The organism is Pseudomonas frederiksbergensis, from assembly GCF_001952935.1.
Lineage (GTDB): Bacteria > Pseudomonadota > Gammaproteobacteria > Pseudomonadales > Pseudomonadaceae > Aquipseudomonas > Aquipseudomonas frederiksbergensis.
In genome coordinates this window covers 3,157,183-3,171,662 of the sequence record NZ_CP018319.1, presented here as the reverse complement: position 1 = coordinate 3,171,662, position 14,480 = coordinate 3,157,183, and the positions used below count along the sequence as shown (strand labels likewise).

Annotated in this window: 18 protein-coding genes; 6 read left to right on the top strand and 12 right to left on the bottom strand. The window is 61.0% G+C overall.

Features of this window, described 5'->3' with window-relative positions; translation table 11 throughout:
- Positions 1–4: 4 nt before the first annotated feature.
- Entirely contained in the window at positions 5–1,888 is a 1,884-nt protein-coding gene (locus PFAS1_RS14705; RefSeq protein WP_076029597.1) for a TonB-dependent receptor domain-containing protein, read from the top strand.
- A gap of 114 nt (positions 1,889–2,002) precedes the next feature.
- On the opposite strand, the gene PFAS1_RS14700 is transcribed toward PFAS1_RS14705, so the two are convergent.
- The 11 genes from PFAS1_RS14700 to nrdR form a co-directional block, all read right to left on the bottom strand.
- Complete coding sequence (locus PFAS1_RS14700; RefSeq protein WP_076029596.1) at positions 2,003–2,803, bottom strand: cobalamin-binding protein; 801 nt, start codon at positions 2,801–2,803, stop codon at positions 2,003–2,005.
- Entirely contained in the window at positions 2,803–3,222 is a 420-nt protein-coding gene (locus tag PFAS1_RS14695) for an MFS transporter (protein ID WP_076029595.1), read from the bottom strand. Before PFAS1_RS14695 ends, PFAS1_RS14700 begins: the two co-directional genes overlap by 1 nt.
- Positions 3,219–3,836 (bottom strand): GTP cyclohydrolase II, encoded by a 618-nt coding sequence (gene ribA, locus PFAS1_RS14690; RefSeq protein ID WP_076029594.1) that lies wholly within the window; start codon positions 3,834–3,836, stop codon positions 3,219–3,221. Before ribA ends, PFAS1_RS14695 begins: the two co-directional genes overlap by 4 nt.
- A 285-nt stretch (positions 3,837–4,121) precedes the next feature.
- A complete protein-coding gene (locus PFAS1_RS14685) occupies positions 4,122–4,625 on the bottom strand; it encodes a phosphatidylglycerophosphatase A family protein (protein ID WP_008033735.1) in 504 nt (167 codons plus the stop codon).
- Positions 4,622–5,587, bottom strand: a complete 966-nt coding sequence (gene thiL, locus PFAS1_RS14680) for a thiamine-phosphate kinase (RefSeq protein WP_076029593.1) — start codon at positions 5,585–5,587, stop codon at positions 4,622–4,624. Before thiL ends, PFAS1_RS14685 begins: the two co-directional genes overlap by 4 nt.
- Positions 5,588–5,773: 186 nt before the next feature.
- Entirely contained in the window at positions 5,774–6,274 is a 501-nt protein-coding gene (gene nusB / locus PFAS1_RS14675) for a transcription antitermination factor NusB (RefSeq protein ID WP_008153530.1), read from the bottom strand.
- Positions 6,271–6,747 (bottom strand): 6,7-dimethyl-8-ribityllumazine synthase, encoded by a 477-nt coding sequence (gene ribH / locus PFAS1_RS14670; protein ID WP_074871273.1) that lies wholly within the window; start codon positions 6,745–6,747, stop codon positions 6,271–6,273. The genes nusB and ribH overlap by 4 nt, the downstream gene beginning before the upstream one ends.
- 91 nt (positions 6,748–6,838) lie before the next feature.
- Positions 6,839–7,930 (bottom strand): bifunctional 3,4-dihydroxy-2-butanone-4-phosphate synthase/GTP cyclohydrolase II, encoded by a 1,092-nt coding sequence (ribBA, locus tag PFAS1_RS14665; RefSeq protein WP_033059428.1) that lies wholly within the window; start codon positions 7,928–7,930, stop codon positions 6,839–6,841.
- Positions 7,931–7,961: 31 nt separating this feature from the next.
- Entirely contained in the window at positions 7,962–8,627 is a 666-nt protein-coding gene (locus tag PFAS1_RS14660) for a riboflavin synthase (RefSeq protein WP_074871276.1), read from the bottom strand.
- A gap of 46 nt (positions 8,628–8,673) precedes the next feature.
- Positions 8,674–9,807 (bottom strand): bifunctional diaminohydroxyphosphoribosylaminopyrimidine deaminase/5-amino-6-(5-phosphoribosylamino)uracil reductase RibD, encoded by a 1,134-nt coding sequence (gene ribD, locus PFAS1_RS14655; RefSeq protein ID WP_076029592.1) that lies wholly within the window; start codon positions 9,805–9,807, stop codon positions 8,674–8,676.
- Positions 9,804–10,268 (bottom strand): transcriptional regulator NrdR, encoded by a 465-nt coding sequence (nrdR, locus tag PFAS1_RS14650; protein ID WP_003228656.1) that lies wholly within the window; start codon positions 10,266–10,268, stop codon positions 9,804–9,806. Before nrdR ends, ribD begins: the two co-directional genes overlap by 4 nt.
- 128 nt (positions 10,269–10,396) lie before the next feature.
- On the opposite strand from nrdR, the gene PFAS1_RS14645 reads away from it, so the two are divergent.
- The 3 genes from PFAS1_RS14645 (at position 10,397) to trxA (ending at position 12,583) form a co-directional block, all read left to right on the top strand.
- Positions 10,397–10,861 carry a YbaY family lipoprotein gene (locus PFAS1_RS14645; RefSeq protein ID WP_076031533.1) on the top strand — a complete coding sequence of 155 codons (465 nt, stop codon included), beginning with the start codon at positions 10,397–10,399 and terminating at the stop codon, positions 10,859–10,861.
- Complete coding sequence (locus tag PFAS1_RS14640) at positions 10,858–11,514, top strand: class I SAM-dependent methyltransferase (RefSeq protein ID WP_076029591.1); 657 nt, start codon at positions 10,858–10,860, stop codon at positions 11,512–11,514. The genes PFAS1_RS14645 and PFAS1_RS14640 overlap by 4 nt, the downstream gene beginning before the upstream one ends.
- A 196-nt stretch (positions 11,515–11,710) precedes the next feature.
- Positions 11,711–12,583: a thioredoxin gene (trxA, locus tag PFAS1_RS14635; RefSeq protein WP_076029590.1), complete on the top strand. Its 873-nt coding sequence runs from the start codon at positions 11,711–11,713 to the stop codon at positions 12,581–12,583.
- On the opposite strand, the gene PFAS1_RS14630 is transcribed toward trxA, so the two are convergent.
- Entirely contained in the window at positions 12,580–12,930 is a 351-nt protein-coding gene (locus PFAS1_RS14630; RefSeq protein WP_076029589.1) for a hypothetical protein, read from the bottom strand. The two genes, trxA and PFAS1_RS14630, sit on opposite strands and share 4 nt — an antisense overlap.
- A 136-nt stretch (positions 12,931–13,066) precedes the next feature.
- On the opposite strand from PFAS1_RS14630, the gene PFAS1_RS14625 reads away from it, so the two are divergent.
- Positions 13,067–13,633, top strand: coding sequence for a DUF2796 domain-containing protein (locus PFAS1_RS14625; protein ID WP_076029588.1), 567 nt, complete (start codon positions 13,067–13,069; stop codon positions 13,631–13,633).
- 136 nt (positions 13,634–13,769) lie between these two features.
- Positions 13,770–14,480, top strand: coding sequence for an ABC transporter ATP-binding protein (locus PFAS1_RS14620; RefSeq protein ID WP_074871287.1), 711 nt, complete (start codon positions 13,770–13,772; stop codon positions 14,478–14,480).

Sequence of the window (14,480 nt, the reverse complement as noted above, 5' to 3'; positions counted from 1 at the left end):
ACCGATGAAACTCTCCCGCCTCGCCCTGACGCTGACCCTTCTGCCGGCCGGCCAACTGCTGGCCGACACCTTCGAACGCGACCAGGCCCTGAAACTGCCCGACGTGCTGATCAGCGCCAACCGTCAGGTCGAAGCGCGCAATGACAGCAGCGCCGCCAACACCGTGTTCACCCGCGAAGACATCGATCGCCTGCAACCGAACAGCGTGACTGACTTGCTGCGTCGTGTGCCGGGCGTACAGGTCGGGCAAACCGGCGGGCGCGGCAGTCTGCCGGGGATTTACATTCGCGGCACCAAATCGGCCCAGAGCCTGGTGCTGGTCGACGGCCAGCGCATCGGCAACTCCACCTCCGGCGACAGCAACCTGCAACACATCAACATTGAACAGGTCGAGCGCGTGGAAGTGTTGCGCGGCTCCCGCTCGGTGATTTATGGCAGCGATGCGATTGGCGGGGTGATCCAGATCTTCACGCGGCGCGGCGGCGAGCAAGGCCTGCAACCACGGCTGTATGTTGGGTTTGGCAGTAATCAGACGTGGGAGCGTAGCCTTGGGTTATCGGGTGGTGACGAGAAAACCCGCTTCAATCTGGGCGCCAGCCTCGATGAAACCGCCGGGATCGACCGGACCCACGAGTCGTATCCCAGCGATGGCGATCACGATGAATACCGCAATAAGTCGGTGAGTTTGAGCCTGAGCCATGCCCTCACCGAGGACATCGAAATCGGCGCGAACGTGCTGGATAACCGTGGTAAAAGTGAGCTCGATAGCCCGTTTGGCCGCTACGATTTCGATACGAAGCAATCACTTCAGCAGCAGCTTTATAGCGACTTCACCGTTAGCGGCGTCAGCAGCTATGTCGATGCGCGCATCAACGACCTGTGGAAAACCCGCGTAGAGTTCGGCCATAGCGAGAACCGCGAAAAAACCATCGACAAGCTCAGCGATGAACGCAGCGTGTTCAACACCTACCGAGATTCGGTGAACTGGCAGAACGACCTGACCCTTGACGAGCGCAACAGCCTGATCCTTGGCGGCGACTGGTATGAGGACCGGGTCAACAGCAGCACGCCATTCGACGAGGACAGCCGCTGGAACCGTGCCGCGTTCATTCAACATCATTACCAGGCGGACAGTTTCTCCACCGAACTGGGCCTGCGCCGCGATCAGAACCAGCAGTTCGGTGGCCAGAACAGCTGGAGCGGCACCTTCACTCTGCCGCTGAATCCGGACAACGATGTATTGCTGACCTACAGCGAAGGCTTCCGCGCGCCGACGTTCAATGACTTGTATTACCCCGATTTCAGTAATCCGGATCTGAAACCCGAGACGTCGAAAAGCTACGAGCTGCAATGGCGCAGTCAACTGACCGACACCGCTCGCCTGGAAGCTTCGCTTTACCGTACGGACCTGGAAGACGCGATTATTTTCGGCAGTAACAACCGGCCGCAGAACGTCGCGCAGGCACGCATCAACGGTTTCGAAGCGGCGTTGAAACAGGAACTGTTCGGCTGGCAGAGCAACCTCGGCGTAGCAATCATCGACCCGCGGGATCGCGACAGCGGCCACACCCTGGCTCGGCGCGCGCGGCGGACCTTGAGCCTGGATCTGGATCGGCAGTTCGACCGGCTAGGGCTCGGCGCCAGCTGGCAAGCGGTGAGCAGCAGCTATGACGATGAGAACAATCAGCAGCCGTTGGGCGGGTACGCGTTGCTGGGGTTGCGCAGCAGTTGGGAATTGAATCGTGAGATCAAGCTTGAGCTGAAGGTCGATAACCTGCTGGACAAGGGTTACAGCCGGGCGCTGTACAGCCATGAAGGTAGCCAGTATGGGTATCGCGAGGAAGGTCGGGCGTGGATGTTTGGGGTGACCTGGACACCAGAACTTTAGCCCACGATCGTTCCCACGCTCCGCGTGGGAATGCATCCTGTGACGCTCTACGTCACGATCTAAAGCGGACGCGGAGCGTCCATGGCGGCATTCCCACGCAGAGCGTGGGAACGATCAGCGTGAAGGCGAAATCAGCTGACAGAGTTTGGCCGTCGCTTCGATCATTTGCCCACTCGGCCGCTCCAGGCCTTTATCCGTTACCAACAGCAATTGCCCCTGCACCACCGCCGCAACCTGCGGCCAGGCTTTCCACGCATCAAGCTGCGCCTGATCACTAGCCAGGATCACCTCGGGATTGCGCTGCAATACCGCTTCAATACTGACCTGCGGCGCCGGTAGCGTGAGGTCGGCAAACACATTGCGCGCCCCGCACACTTCAAGCGCATCGCTGATGATCTGCCCGCCTCCAACGGTGTAAAGCGGCCGATCCCAGACCTGATAATACACTCGCAATGGCACATCTCGACGATAACGCTGGCGCAGCGAATCCAGCCGCTGACGCAACTTTTCAGCCAATGAAACACCACGCTCTGGACGGCCGAGTTGTGAGGCGATCGCCTCAATCTGCGCAGTGAGTTGTTCGAGGTTGTGCGGTTCCGCCACGTAGGTCGGGATGTTCAACCGTTTGAGCTGTTCACGCTGGGCCGGGCCAACGCTGCCGGGCCAGAGCAACAACAGATCGGGCTTGAGACTGAGCAATTGCTCCATGTCCAGCTGACCATAGCGGCCAACCGAAGGCAGATCTTCAAGCTCGGCAGGACGCTCACCGGCATCCAGCACACCCACCAGCAGGTCAGCCGAACCCAGTTCAACAACGATTTCAGAGAGCGACGGAGCGAGGCTGACAACGCGTTCGACCGCAGCCGCCGGGCCACTGACGGCCAGCAGCAAAACCGCCAGCCAGACGGGCCGCATCAGCCGAGTTGACGCGGAATACGGTAGAGGTAAAACAGCACCAGGGTCGACAGCGCCAGTAGCATCAACGGCACGGCTTCGAGGCCGACGAATACCGCCAGCGCAGCGATCCAGGCCGGCAGGCAGGCAGCCAGGAATGCCGTGCGACGCTTGGCAGCCAGGGCGATCCATGCAGCAGGTTCTTCAGGGGTATCGAGGGCTTTTTGAGTGGCGATCAACGCGTGTTTGTAGCCGCCGAAGAATTTCAGGCTGACAAACATCGACGCCACACCGGCGATGAACAACGGCATCGCCAGCACCGGCAGGATCGCCTCGCTCTGACCGAATACGCCGTTGATCACGAACAGCGGCACCAAGGCCAGCGCCAGGTATTGCCACCAATTGACGGACAGTCGCCGCCGAACCTGACCGCGGGTCACGCCCGGTCTGCCTCGCCCTGGTGCTCGTTGCCCATCATGTGGTCGAGCTTGCTGGCCTTGGTGGCCAGATAGAGTTTGTTATGCGGGTTATGACCGGTGTGCAGCGGCACGCGCTCGGAGACCACGATTCCCATATCGGTCAAGGCTTTGACCTTGCGTGGGTTATTGGTCATCAGACGCAGGGATTTCACGCCCAAATGCTCCAGCATCGGCAGGCACATGGCGTAGTCGCGCTGATCGGCGGCAAAGCCCAACTGTTCGTTGGCTTCAACGGTATCGGCACCGCCATCCTGCAATTCATAGGCGCGGATCTTGTTCAGCAGGCCAATGCCACGACCTTCCTGACGCAAGTACAGCAACACGCCTCGGCCTTCACGGGCGATGGCCTGCAAAGCGGCCTCGAGTTGCGAGCCGCAGTCGCAACGCTGGCTGAACAAGGCATCGCCGGTCAGGCATTCGGAGTGCAACCGGCCGAGTACCGGGGCACCGTCGGCGAACTCACCCAGGCTCAGCACAACGTGCTCGCGCCCGTTTTCCTCATCGAGAAAGCCGTGCATGGTGAATTGCGCAAAAGGCGTTGGCAGCTTGGAAGCGGCGACAAAAACGACAGGCACCGGTGTGCTCCTGATCAATAAGTACTGGAGATTCGCAGACGCGGCATTGTAACAGCACGTTCCAACAGACGCTTAGGCTGAATTATGGGGCATAACAATCAAAAAGTTAGATCTCAAGCCACCACAGCTCCCTGAGGGAGTGAGCCTGCTCGCGATAGCGGTCTGTCTTTCACCATTGATGCCGGCTGATACACCGTCATCGCGAGCAGGCTCGCTCCCACAGGGTTAATCAAGCGCTACAGGGGTCCGCGCGAGCGAGCCATCCCTAGTCGCCTGTTTTTCCCGTCAGGCAAAAATCCAAACCAGCCCCTGCATCGCCAACCACGCAAACACCCCGGCCAACACATCATCGAGCATGATGCCGACGCCACCGTGCACATGCCGGTCGATCCAGTGAATCGGCCAAGGCTTGAGAATGTCGAAAAAGCGGAACACCAAAAATCCGGCGAGCAACCAGTACCAGCCTTCCGGCACCAGCCAAAGGGTGATCCACATCCCGACCATTTCGTCCCAGACGATGCCTTCGTGGTCGTGTACCCGCAAATCGTCGGCGACCTTGCCGCACAGCCAGAAGCCAAACAGCATGGTGATGCCGAGCATCAGCCAGTAACCCCAATCGGGCAGCATCTGCCACAACGGGATAAAGGGCAGCGCAACTAACGAACCCCAGGTGCCCGGTGCTTTTGGCAAGGTGCCCGAGCCGAAGCCGAACGCCAGGAAATGCCACGGATTGCGCCATACCGAGGGCGGCACGAATTCCGCCGGGACCTGTTTGGGATGATCTGTCACGGTGTCTCCCGAAAATGTTGATAGCCCCGGGTTTGCGGGGTGATGTCTTGTCCGTTGGCGTCGAGCAGCACTACGCCCTGCCCCGCCACTACACGGCCGACCACATGGATTGGCCAGCCGTCCGCCAGCAATGATGGCAACTCGGCGGGCGGCAAGGTAAAGGCCAGCACGTAATCGTCACCGCCGCTCAAGGCGGCTTGCTCAGCGCCAGACTGGCCGAGGAAGGCCAGCAGCGCCTTCGACAATGGCAGTTTACTGCGCTCTACCTGAACCCCGACTTTCGACGCCAGGGCAATGTGCCCGCAGTCGGCGAGCAGGCCATCGGAGATGTCCAGCGCCGCACTAGCTCTGCCGCGCAACGCCATGCCCAGGCCCAGCTGCGGTTGCGGCGACCAGTAATGGGCACGCAACGGATCAGCGATGGCCGCATCAGCCGTCCGCTGACCGAGCACCAGCGGCAATGCACCCGCCGCGTTGCCAAGCTCACCGCCAACGCACAGCAAATCGCCTGGCTGCGCACCGCTGCGGGTCAACGCCAGACCTGCCGGCACACGACCGAACACGGTCATGGTCAGGCTCAATGGCCCACGGGTGGTATCCCCCCCCACCAGCGCCACACCGCAGCGCTGCGCCATGATGTTCAAACCACGGGCGTAGGCGTCCAGCCAATCGGTGGTCACCGTCGGCAAGGTCAGGGCAAGGGTAAAGGCAATGGGGGTGGCGCCCATGGCGGCCAGATCACTGACAGCCACAGCCAGCGAGCGCTGACCGAGCAGGAACGGGTCGCAAGGGTCTGCGAAATGCACACCGGCTACGAGTGTGTCGGTGGAAATGGCCAACTGCTCCCCGGGGGGAACAGCCAGCAAGGCGCAGTCATCGCCGATCCCAAGGGCAACGCCTTCGCCGCCCTGCGCACAGGGCGCGGCGGCGAAGAAATTGCGGATCAGCTCAAACTCGCCCATTGGGTGTCCCGTCTCACCAATACTGTTCATTTTTTAGCGGCGTCTGGTGTCGCCATACTGCGTTGCCGCTCCTTGCCATAGCCCGCTATGACTCGTCGCGGCGCCTTGTCTGGCAACACCAGCCACTCGCTAAAAAACGAACGTATCGGCGAGACAGGACACTGAGACAAAGTATTCAAGCGCCGATCAGCGCTTGAACGCCTTCACTTCAGCTTCACGCAGACGCGGGGCCAGCTTGTCGAGTACACCGTTGACGAACTTGTGGCCGTCGGTGGAACCGAAGACTTTCGCCAGCTCGATACCTTCGTTGATCACAACGCGGTACGGCACGTCGACGCGCTTGAGCAGTTCCCAGGTCGACAGGCGCAGAACGGCCAGTTCAACCGGGTCCAGCTCTTCGATGGTGATGTCCAGGCACGGCGTCAGTGCAGCGTCGATTTCAGGCTTGTGAGCCGGAACGCCGTGCAGGATGTCGTGGAAGTACGCGGCATCGACATCGCTGAAATCGTTATCGACCCGAAACTGCGCTTCGATCTCGTTCAAAGATTGCTTGGCCATGTGCCATTGGTACAGCGCCTGAGTCGCGAGCTGACGGGCTTCGCGACGCTTGACGCTTTTCGATGGCTTGCCGGCATCCGCAGGCTTTGGATCGCGCGGGTTGAAACGATCGCTTTCGTCGCTAATCACTTGGCCTCCAACTGCGCCAGCAGGCTGACCATTTCCAGAGCGGACAGGGCAGCTTCAGCACCTTTGTTACCGGCCTTGGTGCCGGAACGTTCGATGGCTTGCTCGATGGAGTCAACGGTCAGCACGCCAAATGCGACTGGAACGCCGAACTCCATGGACACCTGGGACAGGCCCTTGGTGCATTCGCCCGCCACGTATTCGAAGTGCGGAGTACCGCCACGAATGACCGCGCCCAGGGCGATGATTGCCGCGTATTCGCCCTTCTGAGCGACTTTCTGCGCAACCAGCGGAATTTCGAAGGCGCCAGGTGCGCGGATAATGGTGATGTCGCTTTCGCTCACGCCGTGGCGAACCAGGGCATCAACTGCACCGCTGACCAGGCTTTCAACGACGAAGCTGTTGAAACGGCCTACTACCAAAGCGTAGCGGCCTTTAGGGGCGATGAAGGTACCTTCGATGGTCTTCAGGGTCATTCGTTAGATCTCTTAAAGAGCCGGGACGCGTTTTCTACGCATCCCTCAGTGATGTGTTAACCGCGAATCAAGGACTGGAAACAACCGGTCATTATTCGGAGGGCACGTATTCTACAACTTCCAGATCGAAACCGGATATCGCATTAAATTTCATCGGCGCACTCATCAGGCGCATTTTGCGCACGCCCAGGTCCCGGAGGATCTGTGAACCGGCACCAACGATGCTGTAGGTGGTCGGTTTTTTCGCCGGAACGTGCTCCGCGGTTTCGCGGATATGCGCCAGCAACACGTCGCCATCGAGCGGGTGACCGAGCAACAGCACCACGCCACTGCCAGCCTCGGCAACCGCGGCCATCGCGGCGCGCAGGCTCCAGCGGCCAGGTTGCTTGACCATCAACAGGTCGCGCAGCGGGTCCATGTTGTGCACGCGAACCAGGGTCGGCTCTTCGGCGCACACGGTGCCCAGGGTCAGGGCCATGTGCACGTCGCCTTCCACGGAATCACGATAGGTCACCAGGTTGAATTGGCCCAGTTCGCTGTCCAGCGGCTGCTCGGCAATCCGCTGAACGGTACGTTCGTGGATCATCCGGTAGTGAATCAGGTCGGCGATGGTGCCGATCTTGATGTTGTGTTCGGCAGCAAACGCTTCCAGTTCGGCGCGACGGGACATGGTGCCGTCGTCGTTCATCACTTCGCAGATCACGCCGCTCGGCTCGAAACCGGCCATGCGCGCCAGGTCGCACGCCGCTTCGGTGTGGCCGGCGCGAGCGAGGGTGCCGCCGGCCTGGGCCATCAGCGGGAAGATGTGGCCGGGGCTGACGATGTCTTCAGCCTTGGCGTCTTTTGCGGCAGCGGCTTGCACGGTGCGCGCACGGTCAGCAGCAGAGATGCCGGTGGTCACGCCGGTGGCCGCTTCGATGGACACGGTGAACTTGGTGCCGAAGCCGGAACCGTTGCGCGGCGCCATCAAAGGCAGTTTCAGCAGTTCGCAGCGCTCGCGGCTCATCGGCATGCAGATCAGGCCACGGGCGTGCTTGGCCATGAAGTTGATGTGTTCAGGCTGGCAGCACTCGGCGGCCATGATCAGGTCGCCTTCGTTCTCGCGGTCTTCGTCATCCATGAGGATGACCATCTTGCCTTGGCGGATGTCTTCAACCAGTTCTTCGATGCTATTGAGCGCCACAAGGCACCCCCCTTCTTTCGAAATTTGAGCTTCAGGATTTGAGGTAGCCGTTGGCGGCCAGAAAGCTTTCAGTGATGTTTCCGGACTTTGCTGGCTCTGCGGCCTTGTCGCCCAACAGCAGGCGTTCCAGATAACGGGCAAGCAAGTCAACTTCAAGATTCACCCGGCGACCTGGCTGGTAAGACGCCATGATGGTTTCGCTCAGGGTATGCGGAATGATCGTCAGCATGAACTCGGCGCCATCGACCGCGTTCACGGTCAGGCTGGTGCCGTCGACGGTGATCGAGCCTTTATGGGCGATGTACTTGGCCAGCTCTTTGGGAGCGCGGATGCGGAACTCCACAGCGCGAGCATTCTCGGTACGGGCAACCACTTCGCCCACGCCATCAACGTGCCCGCTGACCAGATGCCCGCCGAGGCGAGTGGTCGGGGTCAGGGCTTTTTCCAGGTTCACCGGGCTGCCGCTTTTCAGATCATTCATGGCGGTGCAGTCGAGGGTTTCGCGACTGACGTCCGCCGCAAAGCCGTTGCCTGGCAATTCAACCGCCGTCAGGCACACACCGTTGACCGCAATGCTGTCGCCCAGTTTGACGTCGCTCAGGTCGAGCTTGCCGGTTTCTACGTGAACCCGCACATCTCCGCCTTTTGGGGTCAATGCACGAATACTGCCGATGGATTCGATGATGCCGGTAAACATGGAGTCCTCCTCGAGAACAGGGCCGTCGCGTGGCGCAGGCCCGGAATTATACGCTCGCCGCTGGCGAAGGAATGGCGATGACTCGCCAGTCATCGCCAACCGCGCGGATTTCGGTGATTTTGAGTTCAGGCGCATCCTTCATTTGCGCGAGCGGCCAATCCAGCAACGGCCGCGCAGACGAACCTAAAAACTTGCCAGCGATGAAAATCTGAAACTCGTCCACCAGCCCTTGCTGAGCGAAAGCCCCGGCCAGACGCGGGCCCGCTTCGACCAACACTTCGTTGACCCCACGGGCGGCGAGTTCGACCAGCAGTTTGCGCAGGTCGACCAAGCCATCCTCGCCCGCCACGATCAGGCATTCCGGGCCATTGGCGTATTGCTCTTCAATCGCCATGCACGTGGCGACCAGCGCCGGGCCAGCCTTGAAGAACGGCGCGTCCAGCGGCACGCGCAGGCGACCGTCGATCAGCACGCGAAGCGGCGGGCGACTCATGGCCAGAGCGGTTTGCTCGGCGTCCAGGCCCAGCTCATCGGCACGCACAGTGAGACGGGCATTGTCTGCCAGCACCGTGTCGGCGCCGGTCAGCACCACGCTGGCCTGAGCGCGCAGGCGTTGTACCGCCGAACGTGCCGCCGGGCCGGTGATCCATTGGCTTTCGCCGCTTTCCATCGCCGTGCGCCCGTCGAGGCTCATGGCCAACTTGACCCGCACGAACGGCAAGCCGTGCTCCATGCGCTTGAGGAAACCTTCATTGAGCTTGCGTGCTTCGCCTTCCAGCACACCGCTTTCGGTAGCGATGCCGGCCTGGGCCAGGCGCTGCATGCCTCGACCGGCCACCGACGGGTTCGGGTCTTGCATCGCCGCGACGACCCGAGCCACACCCGCATGTACCAGCGCGTCCGCACAAGGCGGCGTGCGTCCGTGGTGGCTGCAAGGTTCGAGGGTCACGTAAGCGGTGGCGCCTCGAGCCTTGTCGCCGGCGGCGTGCAGGGCGTGGACTTCGGCGTGGGGTTCGCCGGTGCGCACGTGCCAGCCTTCGCCGACGATTTGCCCGTCACGCACGATCACGCAGCCAACCCGCGGGTTGGGGTGGGTCGTGTAATGACCTTTGCGCGCCAGTTCCAGCGCGCGGGCCATGTAATGAGCGTCGAGGATGGCTTGTTCGGAAGTGGGGGTCATTCTTTCACCGGCTCACGGGCCAGGCGATCGATCTCTTCGCGGAACTCGTTGAGGTCCTGGAAGCGGCGATACACGGAGGCGAAACGAATGTAGGCGACTTCGTCGAGCTTTTGCAGCTCGGCCATCACCAGTTCACCGACGACAAGGGATTTAACCTCTCGCTCACCGGTGGCGCGCAGTTTGTGTTTGATGTGCACCAACGACGATTCCAGGCGCTCGACACTCACCGGGCGCTTCTCCAGCGCACGCTGCATGCCGGCGCGGAGTTTTTCTTCGTCGAACGGCTGGCGGCTGCCGTCGGTTTTGATCAGGCGCGGCAACACCAGTTCGGCCGTCTCGAACGTCGTGAAACGCTCGCCGCAGGCCAGGCATTCACGCCGGCGGCGTACCTGTTCGCCCTCGGCGACCAGACGCGAGTCGATGACCTTGGTGTCGTTGGCACCGCAGAAGGGACAGTGCATGGTGGCAGGCAACAAAAAAAGGGAGGGCCATGGTAGCGCATCCCCGTGGCAAGACAAGCCATAGGGTTTGCGGTATACAGACGGGCTATAGAGCTAGATCCATGGATTTCACCTTGCTGGAGCCGAAAATGTCCCTAAGACCGCTGGTTTTGCTCAGTCTTTTCAGCCTGCTGGTGGCCTGCAGCAGCGATGCGCCCAAGCCCCAGCCGCCGACGCCAGGCCCCGCGCCACAGGCCGCGCAGAAGAAAGCCAAGGAATCGGCCAACCTCGGCCCGTTGCCCGCGTATCAGCGTGAATTGAGCGGTACCTTGCAAGGCGTTCCGGCCGGTGCCGAAGTCGAGTTGGCGCTGCTGGTGATCGACGATAAGGACCGTCCGCAACAATTGCTGGCCAGTTCCAGTCTGATCGGCACCAATCAGATTCTGCCGTTTCACCTGCGTTTCAACCCGGAATCCTTCCCGGCCGGGGCCCGCGTTGAACTGCGTGGCCGCGCCAGCCAGTCCGGCCAGCTGATTTTGCATCTGCCGCCGCAAGTCATCACGCAGCCAACGACGCAAATGCTGGGTCAGCTGCAATTCGTCAAAGCGCCATGATTGCACCGCTCGACCTGCAACTGGCGCTGGGTGAACTGCTCGGTGACGCGCAGCTGGTTGCCTGTGAACTGCCGGACACCGATCTGAAGCTTTGGCTGATCGATGGCGACAACATGGACCGCGCATTCAGCCCGGAAGAAACCCGGCGAATTCTCCATGAGCCGCCTTATTGGAGTTTTTGCTGGGCCAGTGGGCTGGCGGTCGCCCGCTATCTCGCTGAATTCCCTGAATGGGTCAAAGGCAAGCGGGTGCTGGATTTCGGCGCCGGTTCCGGGGTGGCGGGGATTGCGGCGGTGAAGGCCGGAGCGCTGGAAGTGGTGGCTTGTGACCTCGACCCGCTGGCGATTGCGGCGTGCCGGGCGAATGCCGAACTCAACGGCGTACACCTCAACTACTCGACGGATTTTTTCGCCGAAGCGGATCGGTTTGATCTGATTCTGGTGGCCGACGTGCTGTACGACCGGGCGAATTTGCCGCTGTTGGATGAATTCCTGAGTCGCGGCCGGGAAGCGCTGGTGGCGGATTCACGGGTGAGAGACTTTCGTCATCCGTTGTATCAACGCATCGAGATGCTGGAGGCAATGACCTTGCCCGATCTGGCCGAGCCCGAAGAGTTTCGACATGTGAGCCTCTACCACGCGCGGCGCGGCTAAAAGCTTCGCGAGCAAGCCCGCTCCCACAGGGGGTCTCGGTCAATCACAAAATTTGTTATCTACACAAAACCAGTGTGGGAGCGAGCTTGCTCGCGATAGCGTCCTGTCAGGCAACACATCTATCAAAGCCCCCCGCTTTCAGCTGCCCCCCACCAAGTCGTATAGTTGCCCCATTCACGCTTTTACGAGATCCCCCATGAGTCAGGAAACGCCGTACATCTTCGACGCCACGACTGCCGATTTCGAGCAGTCGGTGATCGAGAACTCTTTCCACAAACCGGTGCTGGTGGATTTCTGGGCCGAATGGTGTGCGCCGTGCAAGGCCTTGATGCCGATGCTGCAAACCATCGCCGAGAGCTATCAGGGCGAGTTGCTGCTGGCCAAGGTCAACTGCGACGTCGAGCCGGACATCGTTTCGCGCTTCGGCATTCGCAGCCTGCCGACAGTGGTGCTGTTCAAGGACGGTCAGCCGGTGGACGGTTTTGCCGGTGCACAGCCGGAATCTGCCGTGCGCGCGATGCTCGAACCTCACGTGCAAATGCCGCCGCCGACGGCTGCCGATCCGTTTGAGCAAGCTCAGGCGCTGTTCGATGACAACCGCTTTGCCGATGCCGAAGCCATCCTCAAAGTGCTGTTGGGCGAAGACAACACCAATGCCAAGGCGCTGATTCTCTACGCTCGCTGCCTCACCGAACGTGGCGAATTGGGCGAAGCGCAAATCGTGCTCGACGCGGTCAAGACCGATGAACACAAGGCCGCGCTGGCCGGCGCCAAGGCGCAGATCCAGTTCCTCGGCCAGGCCAGGGATTTACCGGATGCGGCAGACCTGAAAGCGCGCCTGGCAAAAAACCCGCAGGACGATGAAGCGGTTTATCAGCTGGCGATCCAGCAACTGGCCCGCCAGCAGTACGACGCAGCGCTGGATGGGTTGCTCAAGCTGTTCGTACGCAATCGCAGCTACAGCGAAGGCCTGCCGCACAAGACCTTGCTGCAGGTGTTCGAACTGCTGGGCAACGATCACCCGCTGGTGACCACGTACCGCCGCAAGTTGTTTGCCGCGTTGTATTAAGTAGCTGGTTCTTGCCAGCTGTAGAGCGGCGTATCCCCGCCGCTCGTCACCTTCACATCAGCGCAATGACGCAAACGCACCAGCAAGCGCTTGCCCGACGCCGCACTGCCGGTCAGCCCTTCCAGCTGATCGAGCAAATCCGGTCCGCTCAATTGCCCGGCCTTGCGCAGCAAATCCTTGGCGATCTGCCACAGCGCCTCATCCTGATTGACCGGTTTTGCCGGCGCAGCACTGGCCTCCGGTTTCACCACCTGCAACTGCGCACCGAGCCGTGCCCAGTCGCCGTCATCCATCTCCAGCGTCAAATCCACCGGCCAGTCGCCGATGCTTCCGCGTATACGCAACATAAGTCTGCTCCTGCAAATTTCTGACTTGCATGCTCCCATGGGACTTGTGCAACGCCAAGCAGACGGTCAAACTCTCGGCACTTACGTTATAAGATTACATAACAAGTTCTTCATTTTACTTTTCGGAGACCCCACCATGCGCCGTCTGCTTCTCGCTTTGCCGTTTGCCCTGTTGCCGCTGGCGGTCGCCCACGCTGTTGATGAACATGATCATGAGCACGGCAGCCTCGACGCCCACGAACATGGTGTCGGTCGCCTGAACGCAGCGCTGGCTGGACAAACCCTGGAGCTGGAACTGGAAAGCCCGGCGATGAACCTGGTGGGTTTCGAACACGCCGCCAGCACCGATGCCGACAAAGCCAAAGTCGCCGCCGTTCGTGCGCAGCTTGAGAAACCGCTGGTGCTGTTCAACCTACCGAAAGCCGCCGGTTGCGTGGTGGCGACCCAAGAACTGGAAAGCCCGCTGTTCGGTGACAAGCCGGATGCCGATGAAGAGGCCAAGGGCGAACATCACCACGACCACAGCGAAATCCACGCTCATTATCAATTCAGCTGCTCGGCACCCGGCGCGCTGAAAAACCTGGACCTGGCGAATATCTTCAACACCTTCCCGGCGACCCAGAAAATTCAGGTACAACTGATCAGCCCGAGCGGGCAGCAAGGCGTAGAAGTGACGGCCAAGGCTGCCGCCCTGAAATTCTAAATTCACCGTAGAACCAATGTGGGAGCGGGCTTGCTCGCGAAAGCGGTGTCTCATACAACATTGATGTCGACTGATACACCGCTTTCGCGAGCAAGCCCGCTCCCACAGGGTTCACCACCAACCTGACCGGTTTCACATGACCCAAGCACTCATCGAACTGTCCGACCTGGGCTTCAGTTGGCCCGGTCATCCGCCGCTGCTGGATATCCCGGCGTTTCGCCTGGAGCCCGGCGAAACCCTGTTCCTCAAAGGTCCCAGCGGCAGCGGCAAGACCACCCTGCTCGGCCTGCTCGGCGGTGTGCAGAAGCCCAATCGCGGCAGCATCCGATTGCTGGGCCAGGAACTGACCGAACTTTCGGCCGGCGCTCGCGACCGCTTTCGGGTCGATCACACCGGCTACATCTTCCAGCAGTTCAACTTGCTGCCGTTTCTCTCGGTGCGCGAGAACGTCGAGTTGCCCTGCCACTTCTCCAAACTGCGCGCCGAACGGGCGATCCAGCGCCACGGCAGCGTCGATCAGGCGGCGGCCACCCTCCTTGCCCACTTGGGTTTGAAGGATGAAAGCATCCTCAGTCGTCGCGCCGATTCGCTGTCCATCGGCCAACAGCAACGGGTCGCCGCAGCGCGCGCGTTGATAGGGCAGCCTGAATTGGTGATCGCCGACGAACCGACCTCGGCCCTGGATTACGACGCCCGCGAGAATTTCCTTCGCTTGCTGTTCGCCGAATGCCGCGAAGCCGGGTCGAGCCTGCTGTTCGTCAGCCATGACCAAAGCCTGGCACCGCTGTTCGATCGCCACCTGTCGCTGGCCGATCTCAATCGCGCCGCCACCCCGTCCGAGGTCTGA

What these genes read in the sequence shown, in the direction of transcription:
- ribD (WP_076029592.1), bottom strand. Translation starts at nt 9,807, where the DNA reads ATGACCCCCACTTCCGAACAAGCCATCCTCGACGCTCATTACATGGCC.
- PFAS1_RS14620 (WP_074871287.1), top strand. Translation starts at nt 13,770, where the DNA reads ATGACCCAAGCACTCATCGAACTGTCCGACCTGGGCTTCAGTTGGCCC.
- nrdR (WP_003228656.1), bottom strand. Translation starts at nt 10,268, where the DNA reads ATGCACTGTCCCTTCTGCGGTGCCAACGACACCAAGGTCATCGACTCG.
- PFAS1_RS14660 (WP_074871276.1), bottom strand. Translation starts at nt 8,627, where the DNA reads ATGTTTACCGGCATCATCGAATCCATCGGCAGTATTCGTGCATTGACC.
- PFAS1_RS14645 (WP_076031533.1), top strand. Translation starts at nt 10,397, where the DNA reads ATGTCCCTAAGACCGCTGGTTTTGCTCAGTCTTTTCAGCCTGCTGGTG.
- PFAS1_RS14640 (WP_076029591.1), top strand. Translation starts at nt 10,858, where the DNA reads ATGATTGCACCGCTCGACCTGCAACTGGCGCTGGGTGAACTGCTCGGT.
- PFAS1_RS14625 (WP_076029588.1), top strand. Translation starts at nt 13,067, where the DNA reads ATGCGCCGTCTGCTTCTCGCTTTGCCGTTTGCCCTGTTGCCGCTGGCG.
- PFAS1_RS14705 (WP_076029597.1), top strand. Translation starts at nt 5, where the DNA reads ATGAAACTCTCCCGCCTCGCCCTGACGCTGACCCTTCTGCCGGCCGGC.
- thiL (WP_076029593.1), bottom strand. Translation starts at nt 5,587, where the DNA reads ATGGGCGAGTTTGAGCTGATCCGCAATTTCTTCGCCGCCGCGCCCTGT.
- PFAS1_RS14630 (WP_076029589.1), bottom strand. Translation starts at nt 12,930, where the DNA reads ATGTTGCGTATACGCGGAAGCATCGGCGACTGGCCGGTGGATTTGACG.
- PFAS1_RS14700 (WP_076029596.1), bottom strand. Translation starts at nt 2,803, where the DNA reads ATGCGGCCCGTCTGGCTGGCGGTTTTGCTGCTGGCCGTCAGTGGCCCG.
- trxA (WP_076029590.1), top strand. Translation starts at nt 11,711, where the DNA reads ATGAGTCAGGAAACGCCGTACATCTTCGACGCCACGACTGCCGATTTC.
- ribH (WP_074871273.1), bottom strand. Translation starts at nt 6,747, where the DNA reads ATGACCCTGAAGACCATCGAAGGTACCTTCATCGCCCCTAAAGGCCGC.